General features: G+C 70.5%; 10 protein-coding genes. 8 read left to right on the top strand and 2 right to left on the bottom strand.

The features are described 5' to 3' along the window. Nucleotides 1–873 (bottom strand): amidohydrolase family protein, encoded by an 873-nt coding sequence (locus E1267_RS18805; RefSeq protein WP_246064000.1) that lies wholly within the window; start codon nucleotides 871–873, stop codon nucleotides 1–3. Nucleotides 874–1,122: 249 nt separating this feature from the next. On the opposite strand from E1267_RS18805, the gene E1267_RS18800 reads away from it, so the two are divergent. Beyond that, nucleotides 1,123–3,549, top strand: coding sequence for a glycoside hydrolase family 95 protein (locus tag E1267_RS18800; RefSeq protein WP_132333870.1), 2,427 nt, complete (start codon nucleotides 1,123–1,125; stop codon nucleotides 3,547–3,549). A 30-nt stretch (nucleotides 3,550–3,579) separates the two neighbouring features. Here E1267_RS18800 and E1267_RS18795 read toward each other — a convergent pair whose 3' ends face one another. Beyond that, nucleotides 3,580–4,647, bottom strand: coding sequence for an FCD domain-containing protein (locus E1267_RS18795; protein WP_132333869.1), 1,068 nt, complete (start codon nucleotides 4,645–4,647; stop codon nucleotides 3,580–3,582). Between the two features lie 162 nt (nucleotides 4,648–4,809). On the opposite strand from E1267_RS18795, the gene E1267_RS18790 reads away from it, so the two are divergent. The 7 genes from E1267_RS18790 to E1267_RS18760 all read left to right on the top strand — a co-directional run. Then, a complete protein-coding gene (locus E1267_RS18790) occupies nucleotides 4,810–6,081 on the top strand; it encodes an ABC transporter substrate-binding protein (protein WP_132333868.1) in 1,272 nt (423 codons plus the stop codon). After that, the gene (locus E1267_RS18785; RefSeq protein WP_220449564.1) at nucleotides 6,078–7,007 is read left to right on the top strand and encodes a carbohydrate ABC transporter permease; all 930 of its coding nucleotides are present in this window, start codon (nucleotides 6,078–6,080) and stop codon (nucleotides 7,005–7,007) included. The genes E1267_RS18790 and E1267_RS18785 overlap by 4 nt, the downstream gene beginning before the upstream one ends. Continuing rightward, nucleotides 7,004–7,810 carry a carbohydrate ABC transporter permease gene (locus E1267_RS18780; protein ID WP_220449563.1) on the top strand — a complete coding sequence of 269 codons (807 nt, stop codon included), beginning with the start codon at nucleotides 7,004–7,006 and terminating at the stop codon, nucleotides 7,808–7,810. Before E1267_RS18785 ends, E1267_RS18780 begins: the two co-directional genes overlap by 4 nt. An 80-nt stretch (nucleotides 7,811–7,890) precedes the next feature. Further along, entirely contained in the window at nucleotides 7,891–9,795 is a 1,905-nt protein-coding gene (locus E1267_RS18775) for a DUF8034 domain-containing protein (RefSeq protein WP_220449562.1), read from the top strand. An 8-nt stretch (nucleotides 9,796–9,803) separates the two neighbouring features. Beyond that, a complete protein-coding gene (locus E1267_RS18770; RefSeq protein WP_132333867.1) occupies nucleotides 9,804–10,571 on the top strand; it encodes an RraA family protein in 768 nt (255 codons plus the stop codon). Further along, nucleotides 10,568–12,403 carry a right-handed parallel beta-helix repeat-containing protein gene (locus tag E1267_RS18765; RefSeq protein WP_220449561.1) on the top strand — a complete coding sequence of 612 codons (1,836 nt, stop codon included), beginning with the start codon at nucleotides 10,568–10,570 and terminating at the stop codon, nucleotides 12,401–12,403. Before E1267_RS18770 ends, E1267_RS18765 begins: the two co-directional genes overlap by 4 nt. Beyond that, nucleotides 12,400–14,154 (top strand): right-handed parallel beta-helix repeat-containing protein (locus E1267_RS18760; protein WP_132333865.1); only part of this gene is annotated, 1,755 nt, incomplete at its 3' end. The genes E1267_RS18765 and E1267_RS18760, both read left to right, overlap by 4 nt.

The raw sequence follows: 14,154 nt of genomic DNA, 5'->3' as shown, positions 1-14,154 counted from the left end.
TCACTCCAGCCGGTACGCCCGCCGCGCCGTCCCGGCGAGGACGTCGGCGCGCTCGCCGTCCGACAGGCCCGCGCACAACGCGTCCGCGGCCTCGGCGACCTGCTCGTAGCCGGCCGCGAGCAGGCACACCGGCCAGTCGGAGCCGAACATCACCCGCTCGGGCCCGAACGCCTCCAGCACGACCTCGGCGTACGGCCGCAGGTCGGCCACCCGCCAGGACCCCCAGCGGGCCTCGGTGACCATGCCGGACAGCTTGCAGTAGACGTTGGGGTGGCGGGCCAGCTCCCGGACGCGGCGGCGCCACGGCTCCAGCTCGCCCGAGGCGATCGGCGGCTTGGACAGGTGGTCGAGTACGAACGTCAGCTCCGGCACGGCGGCCACCGTGTCGATGGCGGCGGGCAGCTGGTGCGGCAGCGTGAGCAGGTCGTAGGCGAGCCCCGCGGCGGCCACGGCGGCGAGCCCGCGGCGCACGTCGGCGCGGGCGAGCCAGCCGGCGTCGGGCTCGGACTGCACGCCGTGCCTGACGCCGACCAGCCCGTGGGGCAGCCCCGCGAGGGTGTCGGCGGCGTCAGGCGCGGTCAGGTCGATCCAGCCGACGACACCGGCGACGAGCTCGGAGCCGGCGGCCAGGGCCAGGAACTCGCGGGTCTCGCCGAGGTCGGGCAGCACCTGCACGAGCACGCTACGGCTCACCCCGGCCGCGGCGGCGGGCCCGGCGAGGTCGTCGAGCGTGAACGTGCGGCGCACAGGGGCCATCGGCTCCGGGTCGAGCCAGGCGTGGGGGCGTACGGACAGATCCCAGACGTGGTGGTGGGCGTCGATGCGGGTCATCACGGCTTCCGGCTCGGTCGGGTGCGGGCGGATCGCGGGCACGACCGCCCTCTCCAGCAGGACCGGAACCTAACATACATCCTATGTTTCGGCCAGATTGTGCGGAAGTATGGACATCCAAGCCCCCTTCGCGTAGACATACATCCCATGTTCGCGGTGAACATCCGCTGAACTTCTCGCCTTCGACGTCCCCCGCGGCCCGAGAGACATCCGGGCCCCCTGACGACGATCACCCTCATCGCTCTCGTGACATCCCGCCCCGGCGGCGGCATGCGTTCCGGAAGAGGAGTAATGGTGACCAACGACGGCTACACACGACGAGGCATGCTCACGACCGGCTTAGGCGCCGCAGCCGGATCCGTGCTCGTGACCGGGGCGAACGCCGCTCCCGCGCGGGCCGGCACGCGGCACGGCCCGCAGGACGGCCCGCTGACCCTCTGGTACACCCGCCCAGCCGCGGAATGGCTCGAAGCGCTGCCCGTCGGCTGCGGGCGGATCGGCGCCATGGTCTTCGGCGGCGTCGCCACCGAACGGCTCCAGCTGAACGAGGACAGCATCTGGGCCGGCGGGCCGCACACCTACGACAACCCCGAAGCCCTGGCCGCCCTCCCCCAGATCCGGCAGTGGGTCTGGGAGGACAAGTGGCAGCAGGCCCAGAACCTCGCCGACGAGAAGTTCCTCGGCGTCCCCAGCGAGCAGGCACCGTACCAGGTGCTCGGTGACCTCACCCTCACCTTCCCCGGCTCGGCGGAGTTCACCGACTACCGGCGCGAGCTCGACCTGACCCGGGCCGTCACCACCGTGACCTACGTCCGCGACGGCGTCCGCCACACCCGCGAGGTCTTCGCCAGCAACCCCGGCCAGGTCATCGTCGTGCGGCACACGGCCGACAAGCCCGGCTCGGTGACGTTCGAGGCGGCCTTCTCCAGCCCGCAGACCACCACGACGGCCGCCGCCGGGCCCGCCACCATCGCCCTCGACGGCGTCAGCGGCGACACCCAGGGACTCAAGGGCGAGGTGCGCTTCCGCGCCCTGGCCAGGGCCGAGGCGAAGGGCGGGACGGTCGCCACCGACGACGGCACGCTGGCCGTGACCGGCGCCGACGAGGTGACGCTGCTCATCTCCATGGGCTCCGGCTACCGCAGCTACAAGGACGTCGGCGGCGACCCGGACGAGGTGGCCGAGCGCCATCTGAAGCGCGCCGCGGGGCGGCCGTACGAGGTGCTCCGGCGCGAGCACGTGCGCGACTACAGCAAGCTGTTCGGCCGGGTGGAGATCGACCTCGGCACGTCGGACGCGGCCGCGCTGCCGACCGACGAGCGCATCGTCCGCCAGCAGCTCGACACCGACCCGCAGCTGGCCGCGCTCTACTTCCAGTACGGCCGCTACCTGCTGATCTCCTGCTCCCGGGCGCCCGGCCACGCGGCCAACCTGCAGGGCATCTGGAACGACTCGCTCACGCCCGCGTGGGAGTCGAAGTACACCATCAACATCAACTGCGAGATGAACTACTGGCCGGCCGGGCCGGGCAACCTCATCGAGTGCATGGACCCGCTGTTCGACCTGATCAAGGACCTGGCGGAGACCGGCGCGCGTACCGCCCGCACCCAGTACGGTGCCAAGGGCTGGGTCGCCCACCACAACACCGACGGCTGGCGCGGCACGGCCCCCGTGGACTACGCCTTCTACGGCGTGTGGCCGACCGGCGGGGCGTGGTTGTGCCTGACGTTGTGGGAGCACTACCTCTACACCGGCGACGAGCGGCGGCTGCGCGAGCACTTCCCCCTGATCAAGGGCTCGGTGGAGTTCTTCCTCGACACCCTCCGGACCGACCCCAGGACCGGCTACCTGGTGACCAACCCCTCCCACTCCCCGGAGGTGGGCCACCACGAGGACGGCGGCGAGAACGTCAGCATCTGCGCCGGGCCGACCATGGACATGCAGATCCTTCGCGACCTGTTCGGCGCGTTCGCGCAGGCGTCGGAGGCCCTCGGGATCGAGGAGGACCTGCGCGCCAGGGCCGGCGAGGCCCGCTCGCGGCTCGTGCCCAACCAGGTCGGGCATCTCGGGCAGATCCAGGAGTGGCAGGAGGACTACCGCGGCGACGCCGCCCTGTCGCGCAGCCGGCACATCTCCCACCTGTGGGGGCTGTTCCCCGGCCACCAGATCGACCCGCGCCTCTCCCCCGACCTGGCCCAGGCGGCCCGCCGGACGCTGGAGCTGCGGGGCGAGGCCGGCGCGGGGTGGTCCCTCGCCTGGAAGATCAACTTCTGGGCCCGGCTGCTGGACGCCGCCGAGGCCTACGAGCGGCTGGGCAACCTGCTCGTGCCCGCGCGGACCGCGCCCAACATGTTCGACCTGCATCCGCCGTTCCAGATCGACGGGAACTTCGGGGGCGTCTCGGGGATCACGGAGATGCTGCTGCAGAGCCACGGGGACCAGGTGCACCTGCTGCCCGCCCTGCCCGCCGCCTGGCCCGCCGGGTCGTACCGGGGGCTGCGGGCGCGCGGCGGGTTCGAGGTGGACCTCACGTGGGACGGCGGCGCGCTGCGGCGGGGGCGGATCCGCTCCGACCTCGGACGCCGGCTCACCCTGCGCACCGCCCACCCGGTCGCCGTCACCGAACGAGGCCGCCCGGTCAAGGCCGACCGGCCCGAACCCGGGGTGCTGGTCCTCGACACCCGCAAGGGCGCGACGTACGAGCTGGCCATGGCCTGACCCCGGTCGGGCGGAGGGTCAGGCGGAGGGTCACGCGGAGGGACGCGTCCGGGGGCGGGTGCGGGAGGCCTCGCCGCGGGCGTGGGCGGCGAAGAGGCGGGCCGCCTCGTCCGGGTCGCCCGACGCCAGGGCGGTCACCAGGTCGTCGTGGTGGCCGGCCATCGCCATCCAGTCGCCTTCGTAGAGCGGGTTGCCCACGACGTGCAGGCTCCACAGGTTCGACTCGATGGTCCGCCACAACCGCAGCAGGAAGGAGTTGCCGCACGCGGCGCACACCCGCCGGTGGAAGGCGAGGTCCGCGTCCCTGAAAGCCCCGATGTCACCGTCGCCCGCCGCCCGCTGCATGGCCAGCACGTCACCCGTGAGCTGCTGCAACGTCTCGGGCTGGATGCGGGCGGCGGCGCCGCGTGCGGCATACTCCTCCAGCAACACCCTGATGTCACGCACCTCCCGGGCCTGCTCGTCGGAGATCTCCGCGACGTAGCTGCCCCGGTTGGGATAGGAGATGACGAGTCCTTCGTGGGCCAACCGCTTGATCGCCTCTCTGGCCGGGGCCTGGCTGGTGCCGACCCTGCGGGCGATCTCGGCCTCCACCAGGCGCTGTCCCGCCACGAGTTCTCCCGAGACGATCCAGCCGCGCAGCAGCGCGTAGACCCGGTCCGACAGCAGTTCCCTGGGCAGCACCTGACTGGCGGGCGGGGCGATCTGCTGCTCCTGCCAGATGCGCGCCACCGTCGACTGCGACAGCCCGAGCTGCCTGGCCATGGAGCGGGTGGAGGGCACGGCCGAGCCGCCGGCCGCGGCGGCGATCACCCGTTCGGCCTCCTGCCGCCCGGTGCTGCGCGGCCGCCCGGGTCGCGGCGCGTCGGCCAGGCCGTCGAGGCCGCGCTCCACGAAGCGGGCGAGCCATTTGGCGACGGTCGCCGAGCTGACGGCGAGCCGGGCCGCGATCTCCTTGCGGGACAGCCCGTCGGCGCACGCCAGCACGATGCGGCTGCGCAGGCCCAGCCCGCTCCCGGCCTGCTCCGCCCACGCCTCCAGGGTCGCGCGCTCCTCGGCGCCCACTACCAGCCGCTTGTCGTCTTCCCGTCCAGTCACGCCCCAACCATAACGTACTTATGACTCAGTCACCCGCTGGAAACGAATTTGTAGCAGTACATAACCCCTTGACCGACCCCGGTTACCAACGTATTAAATAATCGCTAATCGAGTATCGACCCATTAAAAAGGCGTCGCAGATCTCGCCCCCTTGGAGGTGCGATGCGGTCCCCCCGTCCATCCCTCGTCCTGTCCGGCATCGGATGCCTGCTCCTGCTCACCGGCTGCGGCGGGGGCGGCTTCGCCGGCGACTCGCAAGCGCAGCAGAGCGAGGGCGGCCAGGTCACCGTCAGGATGCTGGTCAACATCAGCCCGAACCTCACCCAGGCGTACTGGGACGGCCTCGTCAAGCCGTTCGAGCAGGCGAACCCCGGCATCGACGTGGAGATCGAGGCGCCCACCGGCAAGGGCGTGGCCGACACGCTGCCGCAGCAGCTCGCCGCCGGCAACGCGCCCGACGTGGTCGAGACGCTGATGGCCGACGAGACGCTGGCCAAGCAGATGCTCGACCTCAGCGACCAGCCGTGGGCGAAGGACACGCCGCTGGCCGAGCAGGCCAAGCTGGGCGGCAAGATCTACACCGTCGGGGTCGGCGTGCAGGCCCAGTCGCTGGTCTTCTACAACAGGACCGCCTTCGGCAAGGCCGGGATCGACGAGCCGCCGGCCACGTGGGACGAGTTCGACACCGCCATGGGCAAGCTCAAGTCGGCCGGCTACCTGCCGCTGCAGACCGGCGGCGACTTCCTGACCGGCCTGCAGTTGCTCCAGCTCTCCAACCCCTCCCGCGCCCAGAACCACCCCGCCTGGCAGCAGGACGTCAGCTCCGGCAAGATCAAGGCCGGCGAGTCGCTGCTGCCGTACCTGAAGCGCTACCACGGCTGGATCGGCAAGGGGTACGTCGACAAGAACGCCCTGGGCCTGAAGTACGCCGACGCCGAAACCGCGTTTTTGTCCGGCAAGTCGGCGATGTACGTCATGGGCAGCTGGTTCACCGCCGCCGAGGCCAAGGCCGAGAAGGACTTCGAGGTCGGCGTCTTCCCCGCCCCGGTCGACAAGGGCCAGCGCCACCCCGGCCCGCAGGGCGCGACGCTCGCGGCGCCGTACATGATCCTCAAGTCGAGCCCGCAGAAGGACGCGGCGCTCAAGCTCGTCCAGTGGCTCGTCACCGACCCGGCCGCGGTCAAGAGCCAGCTCAAGCAGGACGGCAACTTCCGCACCGGCGTCGAGCGCGAGTTCACCCCGCTGGAGAAGCAGGTGCAGGAGATCCTCGACGCGGCGCCGTCCGGCGTGCCGCAAGGTGAGGGCTACGGCGACGCCACCCTCCCCAAGGGCTTCAACTCCGCGTGGAACACCGAGGTGCAGGGCCTGTACGTGGGCAAGTCGCCCGAGGAGGTCGCCGAGGGCGTGGACCGATGGCTGGCCGGACGGTCATGACGCTCACCCGGGAAGCACCCGTCGCCACGGTGCGGGAGGCGCCCCCGAGGCGCAGGCGGCACGACGGCCTGACGACCGCGCTGATGGCCGGCCCGGCCACCGTCCTCTACGTGGTGATGCTGGTCGTCCCGGTCGGCCTGGCCTTCTACCTGAGCCTGACAGACTGGGACGGCTTCAGCGCCGACCCCGCCTTCGTCGGCGCCGCCAACTACGCGCGCCTGCTCGACGACCCCGAGCTGCGCCGCGCGGCCCTGGTCACGCTGCTCGTCGCGGCGGCGGGCACGGCCGGGCTCAACCTGCTCGGACTCGGCTTCGCCCTCCTGGTGGACGGCGTCTCCCGGGCCAACACGTTCTTCCGGATCGTGCTGTTCTATCCGCACGTGCTCAGCGCCCTCGTGGTCGGCTTCCTCTGGTCGGCCATCCTCGGCACCAACGGCGCGGTCAACAACCTGGTGACCACGTGGGGCGGCGAGGTGCTGCCGTTCCTGTCCGACCCCGCGTGGGCGACCGTCACGATGATCGCGGTGCTGGTGTGGGCCGGGTTCGGCGTCAACGTGGTGCTCTATCTGGCGGGCCTCCAGGCGGTGCCGCACTCGCTGATCGAGGCCGCCCGGATCGACGGGGCGACCCGGTGGCAGGTGTTCAGGAACGTGACGCTGCCCGCCCTGGGGCCGTCGGTGACGATCAACATCGTGCTGTCGCTGGTGACGCTGCTCAAGACGTACGACCTGGTGGTGTCGCTGACGGCGGGCGGCCCGGCCGGGCAGACCCAGACCGTCGCCTACCTCATCCTGTGGAACTCCTTCCACGACGCCCGCCTCGGCTTCGGCTCGGCCCAGTCGGTGATTCTCATGCTGGTCACCGCGGCGCTGGCGTTCGTGGTGACCCGGCTGCGCCGGCGCGGCGAGATGGCGGTGCACCAGTGAGAAAAACCTTCCTCTCGGCGACCGCCGCGTTCATGCTCGTCCCGCTCTACGTGCTGACCGTCAACGCGTTCAAGGGCCAGCAGGAGATCCTGCGCGACCCGTTCGGCCTGGGTGGCCTCACGCTGGAGCCGCTCGGCAGGGCGCTGACTAACCCGCAGTTCGACGTGGTCAAGGGGTACGCGGTCACGCTGCTGTTCGTGGTCGCCGTCAACGTGCTGTCGGTGCTGCTGGCCGCGCCCGCCGCTTACACGATCGCGCGCAGCCCGAAGCGGCGTTTCCGGGTGCTCATGCTGTTCTTCCTGGCCGGGACGTTCATCCCGGGCCAGGTGCTGGTCATCCCCGTCGTGTACGTGCTCAAGACCCTCGGCCTGATGGGCACGATCCGCGGGTTCGTGCTGTTCGAGACCACGCTCACGCTGCCGTTCTCGATCTTCCTGTACGCCGGTTACATCGCCACCATCCCCGCCGTGCTCGACCAGGCGGCGGCCGTCGACGGGGCGGGGCGGCTGCGCACGTTCTGGCAGATCGTCTTCCCGCTGATGCGCCCCGCGGTCGCCACGATGGTCATCCTCAACACCTTCTCGGTGTGGAACGACTTCGTGAACCCGCAGATCATCCTGGGCCCCGGCAGCGGCCTCTACACGGTGACCACGGGCGTCTACGCCGCCGTAAGCCAGTACTCCACCGACTACACGGTGGTCTTCCCGACGCTGCTGCTGGCCATCGCCCCGCTCCTCGTCTTCTTCGTCTTCATGCAACGGCACATCATCAGCGGCCTCACCGCCGGGGCCACGAAAGGTTGAAGATGCGCACAGTGCCCTCGATCCCCGATTCCCTCACGACACCCGCCGGCGATTCGCAGCCCTCCGTCATGCCCTCCGTCATGCCCTCCGTCACCGCGACCGTCCCGCTCGGCACGCCGCCCGCCTGGGCGGTGCTGGAGCGCCGCCTGTTCGACATGCTCGACGAGGCCTGGCGGGTCTTCGCCGCCCGCTACTGCGGCCCTGACGGGCGGCTCATCTACCACGGGCCGGCCGCCGACCGGGACGGCGCCGACGACTTCTACGAGGCGTTCTTCAACTGGCCGACGCTCTACCAGCTCGGCGGCGCGGACGACCTGCTGGACGCCGCCAAGCACCACTGGGAGGGCGTCACCACGCAGCTCACGGAGCTCGGCTACCTGGTGGACGAGTTCGAGCGCGGCTATGACTGGTTCCACCAGGGCGAGTCGCTGCTGCTGTTCTACGGCATCTGCGCCGCCGACCCGCGCGACCAGCGTTTCCGCGAGCGCGCCCGCCGCTTCGCCGACCTCTACCTGCCCGGCTCGGCCAACTACGACGCCGAGCGCGACATCATCCGCGCCCCGCACAACGGCGCCGGCGGCCCCCGCTACGGCCTGCAGTGGGAGTGGGCCTCCTACCACACCGACCTGGTGAGCATGCGGCCGTTCGGCCTGCCGCTGCGCGACCTGCCGGGCATCACGCGGTGGGAGGACCTGGCCGACCCGTGCAACGCGGCCCGCATGGGGGCGGCGATGAACGAGCGCATCGGCCGGGGCGACGTGGCCGTCAACCTGGCCGCGACCAGCCTCGCGGTCAACGCCTGGCTGTACGACGGCGACGAGCGTTACCGCGACTGGGCGCTGCGCTACATCGGCGCCTGGCAGCGCAGGGCGGAGGCCAACGCCGGCATCCTGCCCGACAACGTGGGCCCGTCCGGCCTCGTCGGCGAGCTGCACGGCGGCCGCTGGTACGGCGGCAACTACGGCTGGCAGTGGCCGCACGGCATCTACAGCGTGGGGGCCGCCGCCGCGATCGCCGCGGTCAACGCCCACCTGCTGACCGGCGACGACGACGCGCTCGCGATCGGCCGCGACCCGCTGGAGGCGGTGTACGGCCACGCCGTGCAGGCCGGCGTCACCGGGACGGACATGAGCATCAGCGACCGCTGGCTGGCCGAGCTCGGCGACGAGGCGGACAAGCCGACCATGCTGGTGCCCAACCGGCACGACGACCAGGGTTGGTTCGACTTCCAGCCGCCGCAGCTCGGCCTGCCGGTCTGGCTCTGGCACGCGAGCCAGTCGGGCGGCGACGCCGACCGGCTCGACCGCCTGCGGGCCGGCTCCGGCTACGACTGGACGGCCGTGCGCCCGTTCCGCAACAAGGAGGAGGCCGGTCACGAGGCGCCGTGGCTGGAGTTCCTGCGCGGCGCGAACCCCGGTTTCCCCGAGGCGATGTTGTCGGCGGCGCTCGGCCAGGTGCAGCGGCGCATGGCGCTCATCGACGCCGACACCGCGGACCTGTCCACCATCCACGTGCACCACTGGCAGCGGCTCAACCCGGTCGTCACGGAGGCGCTGCTGCAGCTGGCCACCGGCACCCCGCAGGTGCTCTACAACGGCGGGCTGCTGCCCGCCAGGCTCGCCTACTTCGACGCCGACCGCCGCCGCCCCGGCCTGCCCCCGGACGTGGCCGCGCTGGTCGACTCGGTACGCCCCGGCGCGACCGGCGTCGAGCTCGTCAACCTCGGCGTGGCCCGCACCCGCAGGGTCGTGGTGCAGGCGGGCGCGTTCGGCGAGCACCGGATCGACCGCGCGGTGGTCACCAGGTCCGGCGGCGACTACCCGGGTGACCCGCGCTCCTACACCTCGCCCCCGATCACTCAGGCCGGTCAGGAGGTGGCGGTGGACGGCCCGCGCCTGCTCGTGGAGCTGCCGCCCGGCCGCCGCATCCGGCTCGACCTGCACACGACCGCGCGCGTCCGCACGCCGTCGCACCAGCACTACTGAGGAGTTTCATGGACGACGCCATCTGGGATCTGCCTGTTCGCGGGGACCTGCCCGCCGAACCCGATCCCGTCCTCGTGGAGGGACTGTCCCGGATCAGCGCGGCCACCGCCTGCGCCAAGCTCCACGCGCAGGGCATCCGGCGTACCTTCATCGAGGGACCGCGTCCCATCGCCCAGGGGCAGAAGGTCGCCGGCCGGGTCCGCACGCTGCAGTTCATGCCGCAGCGCGAGGACATCGCCTCGGGGCTCGGCCAGGAGTACGTCGAGCGGCACACCGCCCTGTGGGCGGTGCTGGAGGAGATCCGGCCGGGCGACGTGCTGGTCGTGCAGGCGTACGGCAGCGCCTACACCGGATGCTTCGGCGACATGCTGGTCCGCTACTTCAAGCGCAAGGGCGGCGCCGGCATCGTCGTGGACGGCCGGATCAGGGACCTGCCCAGGGTGAGCGGCCTGGGCCTGCCGATCTGGTCGACGGGCGCCACCCCCCACTACGCCTCGCAGGCGGAGTTGTTCCCGTGGGCGTACGACGTGCCGGTGGCCGTCGGCGGGACGCTGGCGCTGCCCGGCGACCTGTGCGTGGCCGACGACGACGGCGCGGTGATCGTGCCGCGCCGCCGCGCCCAGCAGGTGCTGGAGGCCGCCGCCGACCACGAGCAGTGGGAGCGCTACAGCCGCGCCCGCATCGAGGAGGGCGGGGCGCTCTCCGACTACTACCCACTCACCCCCGAAACCCGCGCCGAGTACGAACGGTGGCGGAACGTCAAGGAGAGCCAGTGATACTCAGGTCCGTCGGCGCGATCGTCTTACTCATCGGCAGCTTGACCGCGCCCACCCCCGGCCCGTCGGCTGCCGGCAAGCCCACCTGCGACTACCACGTCTCCCCCTCGGGCAGCGATCGGGGCGACGGCAGCGAGAAACGCCCGTGGAAGACGATCGAGCAGGCCCGCGACGCGCTGCGGGCCGACAGGAAACCCCAGAAGTGCGACATCGTGGTCAACGTGAGAGCCGGTGACTACGTCGTCGACAAGACCATCGAGTTCACCGAGGCCGACTCGGGCGAAAACGGCCACACGATCACCTATCGCAGCGCTGACGGGCCGGGCAAGGCCCGCCTGCTCGGCGCCAGGCCGCTCACCGGCTGGCAGAAGCACGACGGCGAGATCTACAAGACGAAGATCGACCGGACCTTCTACACGCTGTTCGAGGACGGCAAGCGCGCCACCACCGCCCGCCACCCGAACAGGACGAGCGACGAGCTGTGGTCGCCCTACCTGTTCTCCATCCTCGGCGAGCCGGAGAAGGAGGCGGTGCGCCAGTGGCTGTACTTCAAGCCGGAGGACGTGCCGCAGGAGTGGGACGCCGACTTCGACGAGAACGCCCAGATCGTGGTCTGGTCGGGCGGTTCGTGGAGCTGGTTCACCGACACCGTGCCCCTGGGCGGCGCCGACTTCCGCAAGAACTTCTTCACCCTCGACCACTGGGCCCGCTACTCGTTCGTCAACAGCCGCAGCGGCTCCCGCTACTTCCTGCAGAACACGCTGCGCTTCCTCGACCAGCCGGGTGAGTACTACTTCGACTTCGCCAAGGGCGAGCTCTACTACTGGCCGCGCGGCTCGATCGACAAGGTCATGGCGCCGACGGTGAAGACGATCCTGCAGATCGCGGGCAGCACTCCCGAGCAGCGGGTGCACGATCTCGCCTTCGACGGGCTGGCGCTGCAGTACAGCGACTTCGTGGACTGGTACCGCGCCGGATGGATCAGCGAGGGCGACTCGGGCTACGTGCACGAGTATCCCGTCTACGACCGGCAGATCGAGATGCCGCGCAACCGGTTCGGCATGATCACGGTGACGAACTCGCGGGACATCGGCCTGACCCGGCTGCGCCTGTCGGACAGCGGCTTCATGGGCATCTACCTGCTGTTCGCCAACGAACGGGTCAAGGTGTCGGACAGCCTGCTGGAGAACATCGGCGCCGACGGCATCAAGGTCGAGGGCGGCTATCCCGGCGAGGGCGACATCTCCGGCCATCACACGATCACGAACACCTACCTCCACCACGTCGGCGAGCTGGTTCCCGGCGACGCGGCCGGCATCGAGCTGATGAGCACGGGCAACAACACCGTCAGCCACGTCAACGTCCGGCACAGCGCCCGCTACGGCATCAGCCTGGAGGTGCGCCCCGAGATCAAGGACGAGGACAACTACGCCCGCAACAACCGCTTCTCCTACATCCGCATCGACGAGGCGGGCCTGGACAGCGGCGACATGGGCGCCTTCTACACCTACGGCGTCAGCAACACCGAGCCGCACGAGATCGACAACCACGTGTCGCAGATGGTGATCGGCGACGTCGTCAACGACCCGGCCGGCGCGATGCCGGACAGCGGGACGCGCGGCGTGCACATGGACGCCGGCGGCTGCGGCTTCTCCTTCGACAACATCGAGGTCGGCGAGGTCAGCGACGACAAGTACCAGAGCTACCAGTGCAACGAGGTCACCAACGCCAACTGGGCCGACGGCTTCGACGCCACCAAGATGGAGTACGACAAGATCGGCGTGACAGGCGCGTTCCCGTACCCGCTGCCGGAAGCGAAGGTGACGCGGTGAAAGTCGTCAGTGCGGCAGTGGTCGTCCTGGCGGCGCTGGTCGTCGCCCCGTCCGCGAGCGCCCAGGCGCCGTGCAGGCCGACGGAGTTCCACGTCGCGCCCGACGGCGCGGACCGCGGCGCGGGCGGCGCGCGGCACCCGTGGAAGACGATCGAGCACGCCCGCGACCAGGTCAGGGCCAAGAAGAAACACCAGAAGTGCGACATCGTGGTCAACGTCAGGGCCGGTGACTACGTCGTCGGCGAGACCATCGAGTTCACCGAGGCCGACTCGGGCGAGAACGGCCACCGGATCGTCTACCGCAGCGTGGACGGGCCGCGCAAGGCCCGACTGCTCGGCGCCGAGCCGCTCACCGGCTGGGAGAAGTACAAGGGCGAGATCTACCGGACGAAGGTCGACCGGACCTTCTACACGTTGTTCGAGGACGGCAGGCGCGCCACCACCGCCCGCTTCCCCAACCGCAGGTCCGACGACGTGTGGGCGCCCTACCTCACCTCCGTGCTCAAGGAGCCGGAGAAGGAGGCGGTGCACCAGTGGCTCTACTCTAGGCCGGGCGAGTGGGACAAGAGCTGGAACCTCGACAACGCGCAGGTGACGGTCTGGTCGGGCGGCAGCTGGAGCTGGTTCACCGACACCGTACCGATCCAGAACCCGTCGTGGGACGACAACCAGCTCACCCTGGAACACTGGACGCGCTACGCCCTGGTCAACAGCGGCGGCGGCTCGCGCTACTTCCTCCAGAACTCCCTCGACTTCCTCGACCAGCCCGGCGAGTACTTCTTCGACTTCGCCAAGGGCGAGGTCTACTACTGGCCGCGCGGCTCGATCGACAAGGTCGTGGCGCCGACGGTGCAGACGATCCTGTCGCTGGCGGGCAGCGCCCCGGGCAAGCGGGTCCAGAACCTCGCCTTCGACGGGCTGGCCCTGCAGTACAGCGACTTCGTCGGCTGGTACCGCAACGGCTGGATCAGCGCGGGCGACGCGGGCGTGCCGCACAAGTACCCCGAGTACGACCGGCAGATCGAGATGCCGCGCAACCGGTTCGGCGCGGTCACCCTCACCAACACCCGCCACATCGACCTGACCCGGCTGCACATCGCCGACACCGGCTTCACCGCGCTGTACCTGCTGTTCGCAAACGACCACGTCCGGATCTCCGACAGCCTGCTGGAGAACATCGGCGCCGACGGCATCAAGGTCGAGGGGCCGTACCCGGGCGAAGGTGACGTGGCCGGTCACAACGTCTTCACCAACAACTACATCCACCACGTGGGCGAGCTCGTGCCCGGCGACGCGGCCGGCGTCGAGCTGATGAACACCGGCCACAACGAGGTCAGCCACACGGTCGTCCGGCACAGCGCCCGCTACGGCATCAGCCTGGAGGTGCGCCCCGAGGTCAAGGACGGCGACGGGTACGCCCACGGCAACGTGTTCAAATACCTCCGCATCGAGGAGGCGGGCCTGGACAGCGGCGACATGGGCGCCTTCTACACCTACGGCGTCAGCAACACCGACCCGCACCCCATCACGAACCACGTCTCCCAGGTGGTGATCGGCGACGTCATCCCCGACGCGTCGATGCCCGACAGCGGGACGCGCGGCGTGCACATGGACGCCGGCGGCTGCGGCTTCTCCTTCGCCGACATCGAGGTCGGCGAGGTGACCGACGACAAGTACCAGAGCTACCAGTGCAACGAGGTCACCAACGCCAACTGGGCGGACGGCTTCGACGCCTCGAAGATGGAGTACGAC

Origin of the sequence: Nonomuraea longispora (assembly GCF_004348345.1) — a bacterium.
Classification (GTDB): Bacteria; Actinomycetota; Actinomycetes; order Streptosporangiales; family Streptosporangiaceae; genus Nonomuraea; species Nonomuraea longispora.
This window is presented reverse-complemented; position numbering and strand designations above follow the sequence as displayed.

What these genes read in the sequence shown, in the direction of transcription:
- E1267_RS18800 (WP_132333870.1), top strand. Translation starts at nt 1,123, where the DNA reads ATGGTGACCAACGACGGCTACACACGACGAGGCATGCTCACGACCGGC.
- E1267_RS18790 (WP_132333868.1), top strand. Translation starts at nt 4,810, where the DNA reads ATGCGGTCCCCCCGTCCATCCCTCGTCCTGTCCGGCATCGGATGCCTG.
- E1267_RS18785 (WP_220449564.1), top strand. Translation starts at nt 6,078, where the DNA reads ATGACGCTCACCCGGGAAGCACCCGTCGCCACGGTGCGGGAGGCGCCC.
- E1267_RS18775 (WP_220449562.1), top strand. Translation starts at nt 7,891, where the DNA reads ATGCCCTCCGTCACCGCGACCGTCCCGCTCGGCACGCCGCCCGCCTGG.
- E1267_RS18770 (WP_132333867.1), top strand. Translation starts at nt 9,804, where the DNA reads ATGGACGACGCCATCTGGGATCTGCCTGTTCGCGGGGACCTGCCCGCC.